Annotated in this window: 26 protein-coding genes; 7 read left to right on the top strand and 19 right to left on the bottom strand. The window is 51.5% G+C overall.

Annotation, left to right across the window (positions count from 1 at the left end; genetic code table 11):
* Position 1 precedes the first annotated feature (1 nt).
* From IB286_RS04790 to IB286_RS04780, 3 genes are all read right to left on the bottom strand, one after another.
* Positions 2 to 589 (bottom strand): YceI family protein, encoded by a 588-nt coding sequence (locus IB286_RS04790; protein WP_190763042.1) that lies wholly within the window; start codon positions 587 to 589, stop codon positions 2 to 4.
* Positions 590 to 723: 134 nt separating this feature from the next.
* Positions 724 to 1,653 (bottom strand): electron transfer flavoprotein subunit alpha/FixB family protein, encoded by a 930-nt coding sequence (locus IB286_RS04785; protein ID WP_190763040.1) that lies wholly within the window; start codon positions 1,651 to 1,653, stop codon positions 724 to 726.
* Positions 1,653 to 2,402: an electron transfer flavoprotein subunit beta/FixA family protein gene (locus tag IB286_RS04780; RefSeq protein ID WP_190763038.1), complete on the bottom strand. Its 750-nt coding sequence runs from the start codon at positions 2,400 to 2,402 to the stop codon at positions 1,653 to 1,655. The genes IB286_RS04785 and IB286_RS04780 overlap by 1 nt, the downstream gene beginning before the upstream one ends.
* Before the next feature lie 393 nt (positions 2,403 to 2,795).
* Here IB286_RS04780 and IB286_RS04775 point away from each other — a divergent pair, with 393 nt between their 5' ends.
* Positions 2,796 to 4,448: an electron transfer flavoprotein-ubiquinone oxidoreductase gene (locus IB286_RS04775; protein ID WP_190763036.1), complete on the top strand. Its 1,653-nt coding sequence runs from the start codon at positions 2,796 to 2,798 to the stop codon at positions 4,446 to 4,448.
* An 81-nt stretch (positions 4,449 to 4,529) separates the two neighbouring features.
* Here IB286_RS04775 and IB286_RS04770 read toward each other — a convergent pair whose 3' ends face one another.
* The 7 genes from IB286_RS04770 to dapA form a co-directional block, all read right to left on the bottom strand.
* Positions 4,530 to 5,300, bottom strand: a complete 771-nt coding sequence (locus tag IB286_RS04770; RefSeq protein ID WP_190763035.1) for a class I SAM-dependent methyltransferase — start codon at positions 5,298 to 5,300, stop codon at positions 4,530 to 4,532.
* Positions 5,301 to 5,340: 40 nt separating this feature from the next.
* Positions 5,341 to 7,440, bottom strand: a complete 2,100-nt coding sequence (locus tag IB286_RS04765) for a TonB-dependent receptor (RefSeq protein WP_190763032.1) — start codon at positions 7,438 to 7,440, stop codon at positions 5,341 to 5,343.
* A gap of 97 nt (positions 7,441 to 7,537) precedes the next feature.
* Positions 7,538 to 7,822: a hypothetical protein gene (locus IB286_RS04760; RefSeq protein WP_190763030.1), complete on the bottom strand. Its 285-nt coding sequence runs from the start codon at positions 7,820 to 7,822 to the stop codon at positions 7,538 to 7,540.
* 36 nt (positions 7,823 to 7,858) lie between these two features.
* Positions 7,859 to 8,578: a phosphoribosylaminoimidazolesuccinocarboxamide synthase gene (purC, locus tag IB286_RS04755; RefSeq protein ID WP_190763029.1), complete on the bottom strand. Its 720-nt coding sequence runs from the start codon at positions 8,576 to 8,578 to the stop codon at positions 7,859 to 7,861.
* A gap of 55 nt (positions 8,579 to 8,633) precedes the next feature.
* Positions 8,634 to 9,392 (bottom strand): MBL fold metallo-hydrolase, encoded by a 759-nt coding sequence (locus IB286_RS04750; RefSeq protein ID WP_190763027.1) that lies wholly within the window; start codon positions 9,390 to 9,392, stop codon positions 8,634 to 8,636.
* Positions 9,392 to 10,390 carry an outer membrane protein assembly factor BamC gene (bamC, locus tag IB286_RS04745; RefSeq protein WP_190763025.1) on the bottom strand — a complete coding sequence of 333 codons (999 nt, stop codon included), beginning with the start codon at positions 10,388 to 10,390 and terminating at the stop codon, positions 9,392 to 9,394. The genes IB286_RS04750 and bamC overlap by 1 nt, the downstream gene beginning before the upstream one ends.
* A 24-nt stretch (positions 10,391 to 10,414) precedes the next feature.
* Positions 10,415 to 11,296 (bottom strand): 4-hydroxy-tetrahydrodipicolinate synthase, encoded by an 882-nt coding sequence (gene dapA, locus IB286_RS04740; RefSeq protein WP_190763023.1) that lies wholly within the window; start codon positions 11,294 to 11,296, stop codon positions 10,415 to 10,417.
* Here dapA and IB286_RS04735 point away from each other — a divergent pair.
* On the top strand, positions 11,280 to 11,429 hold the full coding sequence (locus IB286_RS04735) for a hypothetical protein (protein ID WP_190763021.1): 150 nt from the start codon (positions 11,280 to 11,282) through the stop codon (positions 11,427 to 11,429). The genes dapA and IB286_RS04735 overlap by 17 nt on opposite strands.
* A gap of 59 nt (positions 11,430 to 11,488) precedes the next feature.
* On the top strand, positions 11,489 to 11,989 hold the full coding sequence (locus tag IB286_RS04730; protein WP_190763019.1) for a DUF3806 domain-containing protein: 501 nt from the start codon (positions 11,489 to 11,491) through the stop codon (positions 11,987 to 11,989).
* Here the strand turns inward: IB286_RS04730 and IB286_RS04725 are convergent.
* The 4 genes from IB286_RS04725 to cofE all read right to left on the bottom strand — a co-directional run bounded on the left by IB286_RS04725 (position 11,979) and on the right by cofE (position 15,513).
* A complete protein-coding gene (locus IB286_RS04725) occupies positions 11,979 to 12,872 on the bottom strand; it encodes an AEC family transporter (protein ID WP_190763017.1) in 894 nt (297 codons plus the stop codon). The genes IB286_RS04730 and IB286_RS04725 overlap by 11 nt on opposite strands.
* A gap of 93 nt (positions 12,873 to 12,965) precedes the next feature.
* Positions 12,966 to 13,721 carry an SDR family oxidoreductase gene (locus IB286_RS04720; RefSeq protein ID WP_190763015.1) on the bottom strand — a complete coding sequence of 252 codons (756 nt, stop codon included), beginning with the start codon at positions 13,719 to 13,721 and terminating at the stop codon, positions 12,966 to 12,968.
* Positions 13,722 to 13,768: 47 nt separating this feature from the next.
* On the bottom strand, positions 13,769 to 14,743 hold the full coding sequence (gene cofD / locus IB286_RS04715) for a 2-phospho-L-lactate transferase (protein WP_190763013.1): 975 nt from the start codon (positions 14,741 to 14,743) through the stop codon (positions 13,769 to 13,771).
* Positions 14,743 to 15,513 (bottom strand): coenzyme F420-0:L-glutamate ligase, encoded by a 771-nt coding sequence (gene cofE, locus IB286_RS04710; protein WP_190763011.1) that lies wholly within the window; start codon positions 15,511 to 15,513, stop codon positions 14,743 to 14,745. Before cofE ends, cofD begins: the two co-directional genes overlap by 1 nt.
* 149 nt (positions 15,514 to 15,662) lie before the next feature.
* Between cofE and IB286_RS04705 the strand changes: the two genes are divergently transcribed.
* The 3 genes from IB286_RS04705 to IB286_RS04695 all read left to right on the top strand — a co-directional run bounded on the left by IB286_RS04705 (position 15,663) and on the right by IB286_RS04695 (position 17,280).
* Positions 15,663 to 16,439, top strand: coding sequence for an SDR family oxidoreductase (locus tag IB286_RS04705; RefSeq protein ID WP_190763009.1), 777 nt, complete (start codon positions 15,663 to 15,665; stop codon positions 16,437 to 16,439).
* Positions 16,440 to 16,717: 278 nt separating this feature from the next.
* Positions 16,718 to 16,963, top strand: a complete 246-nt coding sequence (locus IB286_RS04700) for a type II toxin-antitoxin system CcdA family antitoxin (RefSeq protein ID WP_190763007.1) — start codon at positions 16,718 to 16,720, stop codon at positions 16,961 to 16,963.
* Positions 16,963 to 17,280, top strand: coding sequence for a CcdB family protein (locus IB286_RS04695; protein WP_190763005.1), 318 nt, complete (start codon positions 16,963 to 16,965; stop codon positions 17,278 to 17,280). The genes IB286_RS04700 and IB286_RS04695 overlap by 1 nt, the downstream gene beginning before the upstream one ends.
* A gap of 60 nt (positions 17,281 to 17,340) precedes the next feature.
* Here IB286_RS04695 and IB286_RS04690 read toward each other — a convergent pair whose 3' ends face one another.
* The 5 genes from IB286_RS04690 to IB286_RS04670 form a co-directional block, all read right to left on the bottom strand.
* Entirely contained in the window at positions 17,341 to 17,742 is a 402-nt protein-coding gene (locus tag IB286_RS04690; RefSeq protein WP_190763003.1) for a GFA family protein, read from the bottom strand.
* A gap of 87 nt (positions 17,743 to 17,829) precedes the next feature.
* Positions 17,830 to 18,144 (bottom strand): HNH endonuclease, encoded by a 315-nt coding sequence (locus IB286_RS04685; protein WP_190763001.1) that lies wholly within the window; start codon positions 18,142 to 18,144, stop codon positions 17,830 to 17,832.
* A 35-nt stretch (positions 18,145 to 18,179) separates the two neighbouring features.
* Positions 18,180 to 18,566, bottom strand: a complete 387-nt coding sequence (locus IB286_RS04680) for a hypothetical protein (RefSeq protein WP_190762999.1) — start codon at positions 18,564 to 18,566, stop codon at positions 18,180 to 18,182.
* Between the two features lie 260 nt (positions 18,567 to 18,826).
* Positions 18,827 to 19,870 carry an NAD(P)-dependent alcohol dehydrogenase gene (locus IB286_RS04675; RefSeq protein WP_190762997.1) on the bottom strand — a complete coding sequence of 348 codons (1,044 nt, stop codon included), beginning with the start codon at positions 19,868 to 19,870 and terminating at the stop codon, positions 18,827 to 18,829.
* A 47-nt stretch (positions 19,871 to 19,917) separates the two neighbouring features.
* Complete coding sequence (locus tag IB286_RS04670) at positions 19,918 to 20,931, bottom strand: GlxA family transcriptional regulator (protein WP_190762995.1); 1,014 nt, start codon at positions 20,929 to 20,931, stop codon at positions 19,918 to 19,920.
* A gap of 163 nt (positions 20,932 to 21,094) precedes the next feature.
* Between IB286_RS04670 and IB286_RS04665 the strand changes: the two genes are divergently transcribed.
* On the top strand, positions 21,095 to 22,072 hold the full coding sequence (locus IB286_RS04665; RefSeq protein ID WP_190762993.1) for an NAD(P)H-dependent flavin oxidoreductase: 978 nt from the start codon (positions 21,095 to 21,097) through the stop codon (positions 22,070 to 22,072).
* Positions 22,073 to 22,129: the final 57 nt, after the last annotated feature.

Here is a 22,129-nt window from a genome sequence, read left to right as displayed (position 1 = left end):
CTTATTTAAACGTAACGTTAAACGTTACCGGCACCACCAAATCAATACAGCCTAGCTTGGCAATATCTTTAAGAATGCCGATGCCAGTCTCTAGGGCGAAATTCATCGCCGAGACAAAACCCGGCTTTAATGTAGCCACTTGCAAGCTGCCATCTCTCAGCCGGGTTACCACAACCTCAAAGCTCACTTGCGCCGTCTCGCCGTGCAAATCCAGCGTTCCATCTAGCGTTAAGGTATTTTGCTGGCCATTTTTCATTTTTTTCAGCAGCGCAACATCAACCTTGGCGGTGTAAACCGCTTCCTTGAACTTGGCCGTCTCAAACAGGAATTCCTTCATGCGCGAATCGCGGATTTCAATGCCGCTGTCTACGCTAGCGAGATCAATATGAATTTCAGCCTCGCCGGACTTCTCATCAAAGCTGCCCCACAGTGTACGGAAACTCATTGCCTCGGCAATGCGATCGTTCTTCACGGTAACAAAATTCAATTGCGAACTTTCCGCCTGTAAATCCATTGCCGAAGCCATTTGGGACAAACCAGCGAATAACACAGCAAATGCCGCACTTTTTACCCAGCTATTTAGTTTCATGGTGTGCACTCTTTTTTAGAACTGACTTTGGAATTAATTTTTTCAAGTAAACCACAGCAAGCGAAATGGAAAAACAACAGGCATAAAAAAACCCGCGCTCGGCGGGCTTTTTTGAATTGGTATAAGGCGTCAACTTACAGCGCTTTATCCAGTTCAGGTACTGCTTCAAACAGGTCAGCGACCAGGCCGTAGTCAGCAACTTGGAAGATAGGAGCATCTTCGTCTTTGTTGATGGCAACGATCACTTTAGAGTCTTTCATACCTGCCAAGTGCTGAATCGCACCAGAGATACCAACCGCAACGTACAGGTTTGGCGCAACGATTTTACCGGTTTGACCAACCTGCATATCGTTAGGAACAAAGCCCGCATCAACCGCAGCGCGTGAAGCACCTACAGCGGCACCCAGCTTGTCAGCCAGCGCGTACAGCATGGAGAAGTTATCGCCATTCTGCATACCACGGCCACCGGAGATTACGATGTCAGCCGCAGTCAGCTCAGGACGGTCGCTCTTCGCCAGCTCTTCGCCAACCCAGCTTGAAGTGCCCGCATCGTGCGCAGCGCCTACAGCTTCAACAGCGGCAGAACCGCCTTCAGCCGCAACCGCGTCGAACGCAGTAGTACGTACAGTGATTACTTTGATCGCATCGCTAGACTGAACAGTCGCGATAACGTTACCGGCGTAGATTGGACGCTGGAAAGTATCCGCGCTTTCTACAGAAGTAATTTCAGAAATCTGGGCAACATCCAGCAACGCGGCAACGCGTGGCAGTGTGTTTTTGCCAGTAGTGGTCGCTGGCGCCAGGATGTGACCGTAGTCTTTACCCACTTCAGCAATCAGCAGGCTAACGTTTTCAGCCAGTTGATGACCGTAGGCGGCGTTGTCTGCAACCAGTACTTTGCTTACACCGTCGATTTTGGCAGCAGCTTCAGCAGCGGCACCGCAGCCTTCGCCCGCAACCAATACGGCAATGTCACCACCAATCGCTTTGGCAGCAGCAACAGTGTTCAGGGTAGCCCCTTTGATTGAGGCATTGTCGTGTTCTGCAAGGACTAAAATGCTCATTAGATTACCTTCGCCTCATTCTTCAGTTTCGCAACCAGTTCAGCAACGTCTGCAACCTTGATACCCGCTTGACGCTCTGCAGGTGGCTCAACTTTCAAGGTTTTCAGGCGTGGCGCCACGTCTACACCCAGCTCGTCAGGAGTCAGTGTATCCAGAGGCTTTTTCTTGGCCTTCATGATGTTTGGCAGAGACGCGTAGCGCGGCTCGTTCAGACGCAGGTCAGTGGTTACAACCGCAGGCAGGTTCAGCTTAACAGTTTGCAGACCGCCGTCGATTTCACGGGTTACGCTAACTTGCTCACCTTCAACGCCAACTTCAGAAGCAAACGTGCCCTGTGGCAGACCTGCCAGCGCAGCCAGCATTTGGCCAGTCTGGTTGTTGTCGCCATCGATCGCCTGCTTACCCAGGATAACCAGCTGAGGCTGTTCTTTGTCTACAATCGCTTTCAGCAATTTAGCAGCGGCCAGTGGCTGGATTTCAGCGTCTGACTCAACCAGAATGCCGCGATCGGCACCCAGTGCCAGTGCAGTGCGGATTTGCTCTTGCGCCACTTTAGGGCCGATAGAAACGGCAATAACTTCGGTGGCAACGCCCTTCTCTTTCAGGCGTACGGCTTCTTCCACAGCGATCTCGCAGAATGGATTGATCGCCATTTTGACATTATTCAGATCAACGTCAGTACCGTCCGACTTGGGACGCACTTTTACGTTGTAGTCAACGACTCGTTTGACAGCAACAAGAACCTTCATGGATTCCCCAGTAAACGTGTAATTAAAAGAAAATAGCTGCGAATTTCTCCAGAGGATGCCAGCGTTACACTGACCTGAGAACGACAGCCCCTTAAAAAAAGCGCCGCTATATTGACCTTATTACCGGCCAAGGTCAACCAAAGTAGGCTATTCACAGCGCCTATAATGTGCATTTAGCCAGCGATTTGACTTCGCCTCCCCTTCTCTATCTAGACAACTTGTTGAGAATAAGTCGCATCAAATATGCGAATATTCCCTTGATTTACAAGCGATTTCAGCCAGTTACAAAGTGGCCTTTTGCGCCATCAAGCCCTATAATCGCGGCCTGCTGTGTAAAACATCTAAGCCCAATACGGGTGCGTAAAAAAATCCGATCAATATAGGAGAGAGTCTGTGGAACGTGAATCTATGGAGTTTGATGTACTTATCATAGGTGCAGGCCCTGCAGGTCTGGCGGCGGCATGTAAAATCCGCCAACTGAGTGAAAGTACCGGCCAAGACATTAGTGTCTGTGTTGTTGAAAAAGGCTCCGAAGTCGGCGCGCACATCCTCTCTGGTGCGGTTTTCGAACCCACCGCGCTGAACGAACTCTTCCCAGACTGGAAAGAAAAAGGCGCACCACTGAACACCGCCGTGACCGGCGATGACATTTACTACATGACCAGCCCCACCGCCGCCACCAAAGTGCCCGGTTTTGCCGTACCCAAAACCATGCACAACGAAGGCAACTACATTATCAGCCTCGGCAATCTGTGCCGCTGGTTGGCCGAACAAGCGGAAGGCATGGGCGCCGAGATTTATCCCGGCTTTGCCGCCGCCGACATTCTCTTCAATGAAGATGGCAGCGTTAAAGGCGTGGTGACTGGCGATATGGGTATCGGCCACGACGGCACCCAAAAAGACAGCTATATGCCCGGCATGGAGCTGCACGCCAAATACACCCTGTTTGCTGAAGGCTGTCGCGGCCACTTGGGCAAGCGCCTGATCGAGAAATTTGATCTGGCTGCCGGCAAAGATCCCCAGCACTACGGCGTGGGTATTAAAGAGCTGTGGAAAATCGATCCAGCCAAACATAAAGAAGGTCTGGTACAGCACGCAACCGGCTGGCCGCTGTCTGAGAACGGCGCCTTCGGCGGTAGCTTCCTGTACCACATTGAAGACAATCAGGTCAGCATCGGTCTGATTACCGATCTGTGCTACGACAACCCTTGGCTGTCACCTTTTGAAGAATTCCAGCGCTTTAAACAGCACCCTGTTGTTAAGCAATATCTGGACGGTGGCGAGCGTCTGTCTTACGGTGCCCGCGCCATCTCTAAAGGCGGCCTGCAATCACTGCCTAAAATGACCTTCCCCGGTGGTCTGCTGATTGGCTGTGACGCCGGCACCCTGAACTTTGCCAAAATCAAAGGCAGCCACACCGCTATGAAGTCCGGCATGATCGCCGCAGAAGTGGTACACAAGGCGCTGACCTCTGATGGCAAAACTGGCGAAGAGCTGAACGAATACACCACCGCGTTTGAAGCGTCTTGGGTTTACAAAGAACTGTACGCTCAGCGTAACTTCGGCCCTGCCCAACACAAATGGGGCAACTTTATCGGTTCAGCCTACGCGTTTATCGACATCAATATCTTCGGCGGCAAACTGCCTTGGACCATGCGCGATGATCACGCTGACTACGCTCAGATGAAGCCCGCAGCGGACTGCAAAAAGATCGAATACCCCAAGCCAGACAACAAAATCAGCTTTGACCGTCTGACCTCGGTATTCCTGTCAAACACCAACCACGAAGAAGATCAGCCCTGTCACCTGACACTGAAAGATCCAGAGCTGCCGATCCGTGAAAACCTGCCCAAGTACGCCGAGCCCGCTCAGCGCTACTGCCCTGCAGGTGTTTACGAAGTGGTTGAAGACGAGAACGGCCCACGCTTCCAGATCAATGGCCAAAACTGTGTTCACTGCAAAACTTGCGACATTAAAGACCCGTCGCAAAACATTGTATGGGTAACACCAGAAGGTTTGGGCGGTCCAAACTATCCCAACATGTAGACGAAAATTTTTATAATTTTCAATAAATTAGAGCGGCATAGCGCGAGTTAGCCGCTCTTTTTTTGCCTGCTTTTTGCCCGCTTATTTTGGCAATGCTTTAAGCGGATAAAGATCAAAACGTACCGCCTTACCAGCCACAGCTAATTGCGGACGCGGTAAATCCGCCCTCGCCTCTCCCAATACAGGAGCTTTTGGTGGCCGCTTTACTACCACGCGGTATTCGGCTTTTTGCAGTGCCAGCGCCAGCAGTTCATCGGCGTCGTCATCCTTGCCCACCAAATCGTGAAATAAGCGCATTTCCTTTTTAACCAAGGCCGATTTACCCGACTCGGGAAACATGGGATCGAGATAAATAATGCCCGGTTTTTCCTGCTCGTTTATTGAGTTGAGGTAATGGCTGGCTGAATCACGGATCAGCGTCATGCGGCTGACAATCTCGGCAATGTCAGGTGCGCTTTGTTCGCCTCTTAACAAACCGTCCTGCAACAAAGCGGCAACAACAGGATTACGTTCGCATAGGGTCACCTGCGCGCCGTAACTGGCCAATAAAGCAGAATCTCGCCCCAGCCCTGCCGTCGCATCCACAATTTGCATACCCGGCTGGCGACCGCCAATGGCTTTTAAGAGTAACTCTTTACCGCGCTGGCGATTGCCCAACAAAGCGGCAAAATCCACACACACCGGATGTTCCCGCTGGGCGGGAGATAAGCCTACCGACAAACAATCTTGGTGATAAAAAAGATATTGCTGATGCTGGTCTGATAGCCACTCATTACAAATAGAAAGCCCTGTTTGCACGGCAAGTTGCTGCTCGCGTTCACCGGGTTTCGGGCTGTAAATAAGTGGCGTCATATCAATGCTAGCGTTTTATAAAAAGCGCCAGCATAGCGGCTTAAACGCCAAACTCCCAGCGAAATGCCAACTCAAGCGAGCGACCCGGCTCAGGTGCGGCATCGCGAATAAACGAGCTACTACTGCGAATTTCCTCGTCACCTAAGTTACGCGCCTTCAGCGACCAGATATAACTCTGCGACTGATACTGCCAGCGCCAACTAATATCGGCATCTACCCGGTTATAACTCTCCGTCGGGTTTTCATTTGCGCCGGGCTTATCCTGTTTACTGGCGTGCAAGTAATCAATCGACGCTGACCAATCCTGATACGACCAACTCAAAGCCAAACCATTTCTGCTTGGCGGCAAACGCGGCACATCCTCACCACTGGCAAGCTCAGCACTGATACGATCACCGTATAAACGCAGCTCAATTTGGTTGTTGTAAGACGCCGGTAGTAGCGCGATTTTTAGCTCGTACTCCACGCCCACAAAGTCCGCATCTTGCTGCTGGTAAGAAAGGATTGGGGCCTCATCCTGCTCCAGCCCGGTATTTTGCAGGTAGATAAAATCGCTGAACTGATTACTAAAAACATTGAGTTTTGCCGTAATGCGATCCATATCTGCTCGCAGACCCAACTCAATATTGGCTGATTTTTCCCGACCAAGATCAGGATTACCCAACTCAACCGAACCAGTAGCACCGTGCACGATATATTCATCGCCCGGTTCGATCATGATATTGGAGTAGCGCTCCTCCGCCCCCGGCGCACGGCGGGATTCCGCATAAGAGGCCGATACGCTCCAAACACTATTCAAATCATAGATTGCCGCCAGTGAGCCACTCGCGCCAAAATAATTATGTGCCTCTAAATCAGCTTCTGCGCTATCCAGTTCATCACGATCTACACGCAAACCGGCTTCAAATTGCCAACGGTCTAGATGATAGTCCTCAAGCCAAAATATCCCGAGGTTACGATTTTCAGTTTCGGGCACAAAGGATTCCTCTCCCAAGGCCGAAAAATCCGACTGCAAGTACTGCAACCCGACAACCCCATGCATATTGCCAACTTCGCGATGGCTTAACTCCGTGCGCAGCGCCCAGGCATCTCGGCTAAACGTCGTACCTACCGCGCCATCGCCTTCCAGCTCTTGATGCTGGTACTCCGAATAGCTTCCCCGCCAGCGTAGCAGCTCCCAGAAACCCTCATTATGGACATCGCCAGCAACATCCCAGCGACGCTGCTCAATAGCGAGATCAATGCCCTCTTCTTCCTCATGCTCAGGTTCTACCGGCGCACCAACGACCGCCTCTTCATGATGATGGTGCACACCACTTGGAATACCGTAAAGGTTGCGCAACTCAGAGTAACTAATCCCTGCATAACCACCATCAAAGTGATAAGCACTACCGAGGGTAAAGCGTCGAGTGCGCCCATCGGCATTACCAATTACCCCATCTGAGCTTTCTTCAATGGCCTCAGCGTCCGCATAACGTTCATTGACCGACAATCCCGGAATTTCCGGTTCTTCCCAATCACGGTACAAGGCATCGAGGTGAAAAACCCAGGTGCCGTTACCCATATCCAAGCGGGCAACACCAGCCCGACCGTTATCAACCGAGTTGCGGCGCAGCTCAACCGCGCCCTCAACGCCATTGATGTGCTTACCGGGAACCCGGTTATCAATCACATTGACCACGCCGCCAATTGCTCCGCCGCCGTACAAAAGGGTCGACGGGCCACGAAGCACTTCAATACTCTCAGCTAAGACGGGTTCAACCGATAGCGCGTGATCCGCACTATTGGTAGACACATCTAGCGCCGGCAAACCATTTTGCAAAACAGCAACGCGTGGCCCCTGCTGACCGCGAATGACCGGCTGACCCACTGCGGGGCCAAAGCTACTGCTGGCCAAGCCGGGGCTGCCATTTAAGGTGTCGCCGAGGGTCATCGCCGCCTGCTCGCGCAATGCGTCTCCGCTTAACACGGTTACTGGCAGGGCGGTACGCGCTTCTTTTTTGTGTACCGGAATGGTGACCAACACATGCTCAAGAGGATGTAGTTCAGTTTTTTGAGTTTCAGATTGAGCAGACTCTGACTGTGCTTCTGCGCTAAAACAGAATGCAGCCAAACCCGCAAAAAACAGCGGTTTTTTCATAATGAGATTCCTATTGTTAATCCATGCTAAGCCACACCATCTGGGGTCGTTAAGTACCAGATAATGCGGAAATAAAAGCCAAACTGGATGCTGAGCCTTAGCTCAGAACAATAGGAGGGGCGCGGGTTTGCGGGAGTAATCTTGGGCTAGCGTAAGATGCTTGCTCAAGAAGTGGAATATCAACGTTATCGCTAAGGATAACGGGAGAGAACGATTCGCCATCACCAATAGCAGCTGTAGCGCTGTAATGGCAGGCTAAACACTCGTGAGATACCGAGTCAGAAACATGAATATGCTCCGCCTGAAACCAAGCACCGCCAAGCAGACACAATAATAGTGTCAGCTGTAATAGGCGGTGTTGCGTCAGACGGCGAATATCCACTTTAAAGCAGGCTCAGGCTCAAACTTAAGTTTAGACTTAGGCGTCGAAGTTCATGCCAAGGCGACGGCCAACCAGCTCATAGGACTCAACCACATTGCCAAGGTCTTGGCGGAAACGGTCTTTATCGAGCTTTTCGCGGGTTTCTTTGTCCCAGATACGGCAGCCATCGGGCGAGAATTCATCGCCGAGATAAATTTCACCGTCGCTGAACACACCGAACTCCAGCTTGTAATCCACCAGCAACATGCCCGCGTCGAGGAACAGCGCTTTCAGCACATCGTTAACTTGGAAAGTCAGCTCACGCATACGCGCCATTTGCGCATCGGTGGCCCAGCCAAAGCTACGAATATGCGATTCGTTGATCATGGGATCGTGCAGGGCATCGTTTTTCAAGAAGGTTTCAAAGGTTGGTGGATTGAGCTCCAGACCTTCCTGCACACCCAAGCGCTTAACGATTGAACCGGCGGCCAGATTGCGTACCACGCACTCAATAGGCAGCATATCCAGACGTTTTACCAGTGCTTCGGTATCGTTCAACAGGGCTTCAAAGTGGGTGGGAATCCCTGCCGCCTGCAGCTTTTGCATGATAAAGGCATTGAACTTATTGTTGACCATGCCCTTGCGATCAAGCTGCTCCACTTTCACGCCATCAAACGCGGAAGTGTCGTTGCGGAAGGTCAAAATATAGCGATCCGGATCATCGGTTTTAAATACCGATTTGGCCTTACCCGAATACAACTCGTCGCGTTTTTCCATGATAGTCCTCAAAAATAATCACCGCCGGTTTGCCCAAGGCAACACAGGCGCAATTCTACGCTATTTCCAGCCAATCAAAACCAGATTCTTGATCTGCGCTAAGCAATGCTTCACTGCACTCTAGGCGCGGCGCTACCGCGGCCCGTGCTAATTCTGCAGTATTGTTCTGTTCGCTCAGGTGCGCCATCACCACATGCTGCAGCCTGGGTACCTCACAGCTTTCCAGCAAGCTGGCGGCCTGTTCATTGTTCAAATGTCCCCAATCACCACCCACCCGGCGTTTCAAACTCGGCGGATATGGGCCAACCCGCAGCATCGGCACATCGTGATTACACTCTAATAACAGGGCATCACAGTTTCCGTAATGGGCGCGAATATGCGGGGTAATGCTGCCCAAGTCAGTTAATAATCCAAAACGCCGCTGACGATGTTCAAAGATAAATTGACACGGTTCACGTGCATCGTGGGGAACCACCACCGGGGTAACAGCAATACCAGCAATCTGCTGAACGCTATCTAAAACCAATCCGCGCCAGCATTCCTGTGCACGCATACCATCATATTCAGCGGTACCAAAACTGCTGTACACCGGCAGTTTATATTTGCGCGCCAAGGGCAGTACGCCTTTGATGTGATCACTGTGCTCGTGGGTCACCAAAATAGCACTGAGGTCGCTGGGGGAGCGACCGAGCCGCGCCATACGCCGCTCAGTCTCTTTAATGGTAAAACCGCAATCGATCAGCAAACAGCTTGAGTCGGTTTCCAGTAGCGTGGCGTTACCCTTGCTTCCACTGCCAAGGGAGGCAAACCGCATTAATGGGTGTATCCCATAATCCGGGTCAACATACGCTCACGATCTTCATTACTAAGGCGACGACCCTGCTGGTAGTTGAGCAGAATAAGGGATTCACGGGGGCTTAATTCCTGCATTTCTACCACGTAGCGACTGGTCACTTTATCGGCACCAAGCTTTCTTGCAAGCCAACCGGGCTGACGGTCTGGGTCAACATAGCTAACCCAGTATTTGGCAACATTGCGGTGAGCTTCTTCAACTTCAAAACCGGCCTTTTCCAACGCCAAGCCCAATGCCGCCCAAGCGCGCTCTGAGGGAAGGAATAGACGCAGATATTGCTTTTCGCCCTCGCCCTCCAAGAAGATTTTGCCCTTATTGCTGGCGGCCACATTGCGAGCCAATACCGAAACAGTAGTCTGTACTTGGCTGTCGGCTAGATGCTGCGCCAGTGATTTAACAAAAGCCGCTTCGCGGGGAGCATCGGTGGATTGCTTGGGCCAATCAGTTCTCGCACCGGTTTGCGCCAGCACACTGATTTCAGTGGTTTTGATTTGCACACCCTGTTCAAGGGTAAAACGGAAACGCTCCAGAGGGCGCGACGAATCCGGGCTGCGCCATTCGGTTTCTAAAATACCCTGCTCGCCATTGGCGTAAGCCAATGTCAAACCAGCGTAATTCATAAACTCGCGCACGCGGCCCCACACTTCGCTGGGAGAACCCTCGGAAAGAATCCACGTCTTAGCGCCCAGTTTCTGGATGCGTACTTCTGCATAACCCACATTTTTGGCTAGCCCGTCTGGGCGTGGAATAACAAAATCGCCATCCAGCACTTGGTGCTGGGCAATACCCGGCACCGCGTAGCGGTCCTTCAGAGTTTCCGACTGCACGCCAGGTGGCAAGCTCAGCGGGGCTTCCAGAGAGGCCTTGCGATAATCATTTGAACGGTCGTGGAACAGGCCACAGGCACTCAGCACAACAGTCGCACTCAGCAGCAGCGCGGGCCTAAGCAGGTTTGGCATCAAACTTTTCTTCTCGTTAATTTTTTAAGCGTCCAGCAGTCCAGCGCGATCCAGCGCCGACCGCACCGTGGGCTGGCAGGCCTCACTCAGCACAGTCAAAGGCAAACGAATGCCATTTTCCATCAAGCCCATCGCATACATTGCCCATTTCACAGGAATCGGATTGGACTCAATAAACAGTACTTTATGCAATTCAAGCAGCGGCGCATTAGCCGCCTCAGCTGCAGCGCGATCACCCGCCATAGCGGCATCACACACGGCTTTCATTCCCGCAGGTGCAATATTGGCAGTCACTGAAATATTGCCCTTGCCACCCTGCAGCATCAGCTCCATCGCGGTGCCGTCATCGCCAGACAGCACGTCCAGTTTGCCGCCCACCGCATCAATCAGAGCTTTGCCGCGAGGCACATCGCCAGTGGCGTCTTTGATTGCAATAATGTTGGGATGTTCCGCAAGACGCACAACGGTGTCGTTGCTCATATCACAACCGGTACGGCCGGGCACATTGTAAAGAATCTGGGGAATATCCACTGCGTTAGCAATCGCCGTGAAATGCTGAAACAAGCCCTCTTGGGTGGGCTTGTTGTAATAAGGCGTGACCAACAAACAGGCATCTGCACCCACATCGTGGGCGGTGGCGGTTAACTCGATGGCTTCCGCCGTGGAGTTGGCCCCGGTGCCAGCAATGACTTTCAAACGACCCGCAGCCTGATCGACACAGGCCTTAATGACCATTTTGTGTTCGTCCATCGCCAGGGTGGCGGATTCGCCGGTGGTCCCCACCGCAACAATACCGTCCGTGCCCTGTTCAACATGCCACTCCACCAAACGCGACAACGCCTGCCAATCGACACTGCCGTCGTCGTGCATGGGGGTAACCAGAGCCACAATGCTGCCGGAAATCATCACTAAAACTCCAAAACTTTTGCAAGCCGCCAATGGTACTGGCCGGGGCCTTACAGCTCAAGCAGGAAAAGTGGTTCAAGTGCCGGAAACTGTTGTCATTGCAACGGGTCAAAGTGCTGCAAACCCGGCATAATAGCCGGCGATTTTCACCAAGACCGACAGTTACCGGTCAAATTTGGAGTTTACAGCGTCATGAATCACCGCCTATTAAAACTATTTCTTCTGTGCCTACTGCCTCTGGCCGGAAATATGGCGCTGGCCGATAAATGGCGTACCGACCCGATTACTCCGCTCGATCGTGGTTATATGGAAAGCACCCAGCGCGAATTAAACGAATTGGTACAGATCAAACTCGGCCGCAGTTTCGGTCACGGCCGGGATCAGGATTTACAACTCATCCAAGAGGTTCTCGACCGCAAGCTGGTGCGCTCCGATGATATGCGCCTGCTTCAAGGCATGGGCATTATGCTAGGCGACTACCTGCGCAAGGAGAACGGACTCAAATGGGTTATCTACAGCGATAAAATTGGCCGCAGCCGCGCCTTGGAAGTTCCGACTAAAGATCAGTTCCTATTCCCCGTTACCCAGATTTCCAATCGGGTACGCGTTGATGCCGATGTGGATGTGAAGGCGATTTACCAACGACTGGAAGAGGATGTTGCCCGCATCAAGAAGATGATCATTATCCGCTAACGCCCAAATAGATCAGCAAAAGTGGAATGGTGATGAAACTTAATACGGTAGAGCTCACCACCATTCCCGCTACCGCATTGGGGTTACGGCGGCTTTGCAGCGCAAGCAAATAATTAAACACCGCAGAAGGCGTTGCGGCTTGCAGCAAAATGACTTTGCGCAATAAACCGTCTAAATCCAATAACCATACCGCAGCAAAACCCGCCGCCAATCCAATCCCCAGCCTTGCTAAACCCATAAGAAAAGAACGAACAAAAGCGCCGCTATGCAGGCTATTCAAGGAAATTCCCAAGGTAATCAGCATCAAGGGAATCGCCATACCGCCCAAAATATGCAGACTGTTTTGAATCGCCAGTGGCAACTGCCAATTGCCCAACACCATCCATGCGGCGAGAACGCCCGACCAAACCAATGGCGAAGCAAAGGTGTATTTCAACGCCTGGCGACCGTTTAACACCGCAACGCCCAGCGAGAAATGGGTGGTACTGGTGGTAAGAAATACCCCAAGCGCAAGGGTCAGCCCGGCATCACCGAAGGCAAACAAACACAGCGGAAGCCCCATATTCCCGGTATTGCCAAACACCATAGGCACCAGAAAATCCCGTACGGGCAAGCGAAAGATCACCAGAAAAACCAAAGAGATCACCGTGGCGCAGGCCAACATTGTCAAACAGGCGACAACCGATTGCTGTAGCAGCTCGGCACTGATTTGAGTTTGCCCGAGAGTTCCGACGATCAATGCCGGCGCGCCGATCCAGATAACCGAACGCCGCACAAATTCCGCATCGTATGGCTGTTTAAAGCGCGCCCAAAACACACCGATGGCGGCGCAGATCAATACCGGCAACATAACCGGAACGAGCGGGGAAAATAGTGACGTCATAACAATGGGGAATACCGGGCAAAAATGGCGCTTACGTTCAGATCATACCGGTGCCCGGCCCCGGTGATCTAGTAGGCTATGAATCTGCGGGACCTAAAAACTGTCTGGCCGCAACATGGCATCGTGACCGCCATCGATAAACAACACCGAGCCACAAATATAGCGCGCTTGCTCACCCAATAGAAAAAGCACCACATCGGCAACTTCAGCAGGCTTGGCAACGCGACCAATGGGGACACTTTCGCAGAATGCCTTGGTCACTTCGCCCAGCTCTTTATCGGCCAGTACCTTGTCACTCAAAGGGGTATCCACAAAACCGGGCGCCACCGCATTCATTAAAATGCCGTTCCCCGCCAAAGCCAAACAATGGCGGCGCATCCAACATAACAGCGCATGTTTTGAACCAGCATAGGCACTTTGCGGATGTTGCTCGGCAATAAACTCGCAGGCTTCCGTTTCCTTCCCCGCCAGCATCAAATCAACAAAGTCATCGTGAGGTGCCATGGGGGCAGAGTTAGAGCCGATCATCACAATACGGCCACCGGGTTTAAGCAAGTCTTGCAAACCTTCAACAAAACTCACCGCGCCAAAATAATTGACCTGTGTTATCAGCGCGGGTGACTTAACCGAAGGCCCCAAGCCCGCGCAGGGAATAATGCCATCCAAGGTATTCGTCAGCGCCCTTACCCCGGAAACCGCTTTTGCTCGCCCAGCTTCAGTAGACAAATCGGCACAAATATCGCCTTCGTTTAAATCTACAACAATGACCCGATCACCACGGGCCAGCAAAGCTGACTTAATCGCCGCACCAATTCCGGTAGCGCCACCGCTGAGGGCATAAACCGCCATGAAAAAATCCTCGTTATTATTTTTATTTCTACTTCGCGAAAAACCGCTTAATTCGCAAGTTCGTTTAAAAAGCCAAGGCATTGCTCTGCCAATTCGGCCTTGCTGGCTATATCCGTCATCAATGTCGGACGCACCTTCACGGCCAGCCCGAGTGTATCGAACTCCGATGCCAACTGCGCATCACTCGTATCGATGATGAACCCCTGCAATAAGCCCGGATAACGCTGCTGGTAATAGCGCGCCACTTGATCGGCGCTTACCGGCATATTTAATTCCTGCATTAATTTTGCCGCCGGGCCTTTCACCGCCAGCCCGGCTACGATTGGCGACACCGCAATCACCGGCACTTGGCTTTCAATAATGGCCGGCAACATTCCGGGAACCGCAAAAATGGGATCAATGCTCAGAAAAGGATTCGACGGGCAGAGAATAATCCCGCGCAAATCGGGATCAGCTAAAGTAGCCAAGATCGCAGCCGTAGGTTTGGCAGACTCCACCCCGGCAAATTCCAGCGACTTTACTACCGGCGCACAGCGCTCACGCACAAAGTACTCTTGAAACCCAAGCTGCCCCTCACTGCAATGCACCTGTGTTGCCACTGCTTGCTCCGTCATCGGCAGTAAGCGGGCCGGCACATTCATACTCTTGCAAAGCCCTTCTGTGATCTGTGTTAGCGTTTGACCCTCACGCAAACGTTGGCTGCGAAACAGATGGGTCGCCAAATCCAAATCACCTAACTGAAACCAATTCTCGGCGCCAAGATTCCCCATGGCATCGAGGGTCCGCCAGCTTTCATTCTGCAAGCCCCAACCCCGCACAGTGTCGTTACGATCGGCCAAGGCATACATCACCGAATCCAGATCAGGGCAAATTCGCAGCCCCCAATAATCAAAATCATCGGCGGTATTCACCACAATATTAAGCTGCGCTGGCGCAAGAACTTCCGCTAGGCCTCTGGCTAATTTAGCACCACCGACACCGCCACTCAGAGCCAGAATTTTGCCATTGCTGATTGCTGTCATTAGCGAAACATGTCCTTGGCAGGGTCGCGAATCAAACTCTCAGAGCCTTGTTCAGAAGCGCGTAAATGAGCACCGCGAATTAACACTACCGGTGCCGCTTCTGCTGCTTGCCCCATTAAAAAAGACGCCGCCGCGGCCAACTCATCTGCCACTGCCACCTCGGTAATTTCTAATTCGCGGCCAAACAAATCCGGCTCACCAATACGATTTTCAACGGCTTCGAATCCCGCCGTACCCAGCGCAAAACCCAGTGTGCCGTTGCGCCATGCCCGCCCGGCGCTATCGTTGATAATAATATGGGGCGCAATACCGGTTCGAGTTTGAAGTCCCTCTCGAAGCCGCTTGGCGCTGTTATCTGGCTGTTCCGGCAACAGTAAAACCCGAGGGCGTTGTTCATCGCTCTGAATATTGGATTTATCGATTCCGGCATTGGCATGCACATAGCCATTTCGGTGCTCGACAATCACTACGCCTTGGCGGCGGCGCAATACACAACGCGACTCACGCAACACCAATTCCATTTGGCGAGGATCTTTATCGCACTCAATCGCCAGCATCACCGCCTCCGAACTGGGCTCGACCTCATCGAGATAGGCATAGCGATTTTCAGATTTAGAGATAATTTTTTGTGCGATAACCAGCACATCTCCCGGCTGTAAACTCAAGCCCGTCAATTCGAGAGACTGCACAAGAAGATCAATCAGGTTATCACCGGGCTCAACGAGGGGAATTCCCGCCAGCACATGCAAACTGAGTTGCGGTTGGACCATACTCACTCCAAAGTGAATCAGTGTTAAATCAACACAAACGGCTTATTTGCCTCACCAGCGCGCTAGTGTATATATCTTTCTATAAGACAACATCCTCCGCACGGAGAAGCGCACAGATAAGTGCACAGATAAAAACAAAAGAGGTTTTCATGCAGGATCGACTGAGCTTTGCCGGTAAAGTCATTATTGTCACCGGCGGCGGCAAAGGTGTGGGGCGCGGTATTAGCGAGCGCTTTTTGCAGCAAGGCGGAAGCGTGGTGATTTGTGGCCGCACCGAACCAGAAACACTACCAAAACACGGCGACAAGCAAGCCGACTTTTTTGCACTGGATGTGCGCGATGCCGACGCCGTGCAAGCCATGGTCGATGCGGTAAAAACCCGCTACGGCCGCATTGACGTACTAATTAACAATGCCGGTGGCGCCCCCTACTGCAATGCCGCCGATGCCTCGCCGCGCTTTTCAGAATCTATTATCAAGTTGAATTTGCTGGCACCGCTGCTTTTCGCACAGGCCTGTAACGCGGTTATGCAAGAGCAAGACAATGGCGGCGTGATTTTGAATATTGCCTCGGTAAGTGCCACCCGCCCTTCCCCCGGCACAGCGGCCTACGGTGCCGCCAAAGCGGGCTTATTAAATCTGACCACTTCGCTAGCTGTTGAGTGGGCACCCAAAGTGCGCACCAATGCGATTATTGGCGGACTGATTCGCACCGAACAATCCCAACTCCACTACGGCGACGAAGCCGGTATTGCCGCCGTAAGCAAGACCGTGCCACTGGGCCGCATGGCCCTTCCAGAAGATATTGGCGACGCCTGCGTATTCTTAGCCAGTGATATGGCCTCTTATATCAATGGCGCTGCCCTCGCCCTTCACGGCGGCGGCGAACGGCCGGCTTTTCTCGACGCTTCCAACTCTGGGAATTAATTTCGGCTATTTGCGGGCGATGGAAAGATGCGAATACCCCATCAAATTACTACAGTCTCTGCATCATTTTTAGCGAGAAGAGAAGGCTCCTTGCTTCTAAATAGAGACGAAATTATCTCCGCACTCGACTTTTTACTGACAGGCATTTAGCGCCTGTAGCTGCGGAAAATTGCAAGCGCAGCGAGTAATTTGACCGGCAGCCTACACTTGTTAAACGCTTTACAGTGCGCATGACCATGCGCATAATAGCAAGCATATAGACTTTTGAGCACCCGAATATGCAGCCTTTATTTGACTTGAAAGCCCCAAAGAAACCCACAAACCTGAGTTTAAATAGCGACTTATTGAAAAAATGCAAGGCACTGAACATAAATCTCTCTGCCACCCTGGAGCAAGCTCTTGTTGAAAAGCTGGCTAAATCCAGCTCCGAGAAATGGGCTGATGAAAATAAAAATGCTATACGCGCCTACAACAAGTTCGTTGAAAAAAATGGATGCTTTGGAGATGAGTTCAGGGAGTTTTAATGGCTCAGTTTGATGTTTATGAAAACCCAAGCTCAAATACCCGAAAAGCATTTCCGTATATCGTTGATATTCAAAGCCCGGTAATAGAGGACATCTCTACTCGAATTGTTGTTCCCCTTGGAAAGCTACAAAGTTTCAAAAACCAAGCTATGACAAAACTGACTCCCGAAATTAACTATGAAGGTGAGCACTTCTTGCTTCTTGTTCCACAGATAGCGGCCATTCCTGCGGAATATTTGAAAACTCCCATTGGCTCTTTAGCTCATTTTCGCGACGAAATTATCGCTGCATTGGACTTTGCTATCACTGGCATTTAACGCTTGGCTTTGCGGTGTACTGGAGCGCCCGCCAACAGCCACTGGTTATGTGATGGCAGCTCAATCTGGCAGTACCTCGAATTTTGGCAGTCCCTCTAACCCCTCGTCCCACACAGCTTTGCTGGATAAAAAGATGTGCGCTATAGGAACCATAGAGATTTCAGTGTCCAAGCACCCTGCGGGAACGACTAGCAAGCCCGGGATCTGAGTGCTCGGCATTGCTGAGCCACACAACTTACAAAAGCTTTTGTTATGACGAGTGCCTGGAAGCGTAAAGGACGTCACAGCATCTGCACCCGATCGCCAGACCAATTTAGCTGACTGTGAGAATATATTTGCCGCATGAGCCGAGCCTGTATCCTTTTGGCAATGCTGGCAATGGCATAGGTAAAAGCCATCGAAGTCACCTTTTACCCCAAAGCTCACGGTGCCACACAGACAAGAACCGGAATGATCAGCCATCAAAATCTCTTCCATGGCATGCGGGTGAAATACACATAACGCCGCGCTCTGCCGCTTGTCGGCAGCAGTGCCTTGTTATGCGTGACGTTACTGCCCATTTTCGATTGCCCACTTAATGACTGGAGCAACCGTATCAGCAGTAATGCCACGCTCTTTGCAATAATTAGAAAGCAGCCAATCAGAGAGCCTTTTCTGCCCTTTACTGGCATTGCAGCCTCGACAGCAAAGACAGATATTATCACGAGAAATTATCGAGGCATCGTTGATGATGTGCTCCCAACTCGCAGATGCCTTTACCGACTCTTTATGTGACAGAAATTCATTTCCGCAGTAAACACAGGCTTGATCTCTTTCCCTGACTTCCTGCTCCAAATCAGCAGGAATATTCCAATTATTCGCCATCGCCCCCACCTGGCTCCTTACGCATAACAGTTTTATTATGTGTTTGAACTAACACTAAAAACACCAAGCCCCCAAAAAATAATAAATGCCAAGCTGATGAAGGCAGCCAAAGCACGTAAACCAAAATTCTGGGCCTCCGTGTTATACATGCTACCCCATACATACAGCGTACGATTGGAGATGAAGCAGTAGACGATACAAGCCGCTATTAGCGACACAAATAAGGCTAGGAGTATTTTGAGAAAATGAGGGTCACCTGCTGCCGAAGCTTGCACACTACCCATTAAAATCAGTAGAGCCATGAATGATATTGCAACACGCTCAAATAGCTTGTTAACTGAGCGGCCTTCAGAGACAGAGAATATAATGTGCTCAGCCTCTTTTTCGTCCCTAACTGATTTTAATACTCCAAAATATCTCATGGCTTGGGTCTCTAATGCACACAGCTCCTCAATCAGTCGTCGCCGCAGGAGTCGGCTGCATTGACTTGTTAAGACCTACGACTTCCACTGAATGTCCAATTTCCTATGCTGGTTAGCACAATCTCTCAATTACACGTATGGACGATACCGTCCACCAATTGTGCAAAGCTGGCATTGATGACTATCCAGCCACTTGCTGATCTACACGGGTGTTTGATTTAGACAGAATGCCAACACCAGATTTGAAATAGCCGTAATTTCTAAAGTGACGCCATGTCGATAACAAAACGATACTTAACATCGCTTTTTAATACTCGCTCAAACGCTTCGTTAATTTCCGCCATTTTGATCATTTCAATATCCGCACCAATGCCATGCTCAGCGCAGTAATCGAGCATTTCTTGGGTTTCGCGAATACCGCCAAACATGGAACCGGTAACCACTTTACGCGCGGCGGTGGCGAAACTGCTTAAGGCCAAAGGCTGGTCTGGCAGACCCACTAAACATAGGGTGCCATCACGGCGAAGTTGGCGCAGATAGACATTGATATCGTGCTGGGCCGAGACGGTATCCAAAATAAAATCGAAACTGCCCATATTGGCCTGCATCGCGGCTTTGTCATTAGACACAACAACCTGATGCGCGCCCAAGCGCTTGGCATCCTCTGCTTTGTTGGCCGAGGTAGTAAACAAGGTCACATCAGCGCCAAAGGCATTGGCAAACTTCAGCCCCATATGGCCCAAACCACCTAAGCCGACAATTCCCACCTTCATACCGGGGCCAACTTTCCAGAACCGCAGTGGTGACCACGTGGTAATACCCGCACATAACAGGGGCGCGGTCGCCGCTAAATCCGCCTTGGGAGAAACCTTCAAGGCGTAGGGTTCGGCCACCACATAATTATTTGAGTAACCGCCATAGGTCAGCAGTTCTGGCACTTTGCGATCTGGCGCGCCATAGGTCATGGTCGGCCCTGAGACGCAGTAGTGCTCATCGCCATCGTGGCAAGCAGCGCAGTGGCGACAGGAGTCCACCATGCAGCCAACACCCGCCAAATCCCCTACTTCAAATTTGCTGACTTTACTGCCCACAGCAACGACACGACCAATAATTTCGTGGCCCGGCACCAATGGATAACGGGTGCGCCCCCAGTCATTGCGCGCTGAGTGGATGTCGGAATGACACACCCCGCAATACAGCACCTCTAACTGAATGTCTTCATCATCCATTTGGCGACGTTGAAAATCATAGGGCGCTAGTGCGTCTTCTGGCGTTTGCGCCGCATAACCTTTGGCAGACAGCATAATTTGGTTCCTTATTCATTTTATTCGTTTTAATTTTGCGCCAAAGGCTATTCGGCTGCCGAAAAGCGCTGAAAATCTGTTACAGAAAATTTCTGGCGATAAGCGCGGGGCGTCATCCCCGTTTTACGTTGAAACAGTCTACTAAAGGAACTCACGTCCTCGTAACCCACTTGCAGAATCAATTCCTCAATGGGCAGCCCTGTAGTTTCAAGCAAGCGCTTTGCCGTTTCTATTCGCAGGTTTTGACTATAGCTGGTCGGCGTTACCCCGAGCACCTGTTTGAAGCGGCGTATCAAGGTTCGGGAACTCACCCCCAATTGCTCTGCCAACTGTTCCAAAGACAGCGAATCTTGCAGGTTTTTCTGCAGGGCTAGCTGGGCTGCTGAAACCAAAGGGTCATTGTGTTGCTGCTGGCTTTGCAGAGTGAGATACGGCGCTTGCTGGGTAAGATTGGTATCGACTAACAGGGTCTTGGCAGTCTGAGCAGCAATGCCCGGCCCCATATATTCTTCAACCATCATTAGTGCCGTGAGCTGTTCTGCCGTGCTTGCGCCACCGGTAATACAGGCCTCCTCACGCAATACCAGTTGGTCAGCTTTAAGATGAATTTTTGGATACCGCTGAGCAAACTGATCGGCCAACCACCAACTGGTGGTCGCCGTACGCCCGTCTAGCAAACCGGTCTCGGCCAAAATAAAACTGCCGGTACAGTGGCTACACACAATACAACCGCGCTGATATTGGCGACGCAGCCATGCCAGCTCAATCTCCATGCTGGCAAGGCGCTGACTGAATAGACGGCTACCGGGATAGTTCATACCAGGAATGATAATAATACTGCCCGGTTTGAGGTCTTCCAAATCGCCGTCCACCATCACCCGTAAGCCGGTTGCAGTCACCACCGGTGCGGCGTGCTTAGAGAGAGTTCGCCAGCGAAACAGGCCTTCCTTGCTATGCCCCTGATCACGCCAGTGGGCATTGGCGATAAAGTACAGATCTTGATGACAAGCGAGACTGCTGGCATAGCAGTGGTCATAGGCAAGAGTCACGATATTGGGCATAAACAGGTTCTTTTAGCAGTTTTCGATTTAACAACCGAACCATTTTTCCACAGTTTTGGCCTATTTGTCATTTTTAGCCATTTAACTGTCAATTAAGACACTACTCATGACGCCTTGTCCTCCGTAAAGTGAGATCCACTGAATCAACTCTAGGTGAACTCTCATGGCATTACCCGAAAGCCTCCAAAACCGCTTGCGCCTGCCCTCCGTAGCCGCCCCGATGTTTCTTGCCTCTGGCCCGCAACTGGTTATTGAAACCTGCAAAGCCGGCGTCATCGGCTCGTTTCCGGCCTTGAACCAGCGCAGCAGCGAAGGTTTTGAAGCTTGGCTGAATGAGATTAACGGCGCCCTTTCTGACTATGAAAAAGAAACCGGCAAAACCCCGGCTCCCTTCGCGGTTAACCTGATTGTGCACAAAACCAACCCTCGCCTGCAGCAGGATTTAGAGCTGGTGGTTAAGCATAAAGTACCGATTGTTATCACCTCACTCGGCGCAGTAAGCGCAGTGATCGACGCCGTGCATAGCTATGGCGGTCTGGTATTCCACGATGTGATTAATGTGCGGCACGCCAAAAAAGCGGCGGAAGCTGGCGTGGATGGTTTGATTGCGGTAACCGCCGGTGCCGGTGGCCACGCGGGTACCATTAACCCTTTCGCATTGATTGGTGAAATTCGTCAGTTCTGGGACAAAGCCCTGCTCTTATCCGGTTCCATTTCACGCGGTAGCGATATTGCTGCTGCACTGGCAATGGGCGCTGACCTTGCTTATATGGGCACTCGCTTTATCAACACCCGCGAAGCGCTGGTACAAGACAATTATAAGCAGATGATTCTCGACAGCAGCGCCAGTGATATTTTCTATACGCCGAATATTTCCGGGGTGCATGCCAACTTCCTGCGCCCGAGCATTGTTGCGGCAGGCTTGGTGCCTGAGCAGCTTGAGCCCAAAACTGAAACCAATGTAGCGGAAGAGTTAAGCGTAGACGCGGATCATCAACAAGGTGATAAGACCCAAGGCGCGTGGAAGGACATTTGGTCTGCCGGCCAAGGCGTGGGCAATATCCACAATATTCCTACCGTGGCCGAGCTGGTGGATTCGTTGGAAGCGCAATATCAACAAGCCATCGCGCAGTTTCGCTAAGCCATTTTTTTGCTAGCCCACAACTGATAAAGCTCAAGGTGTGACCATAACGCTGAG

The sequence above is a fragment of the Spongiibacter pelagi genome, assembly GCF_014705705.1.
Taxonomy (GTDB): Bacteria; Pseudomonadota; Gammaproteobacteria; order Pseudomonadales; family Spongiibacteraceae; genus Spongiibacter; species Spongiibacter pelagi.
This window is presented reverse-complemented; position numbering and strand designations above follow the sequence as displayed.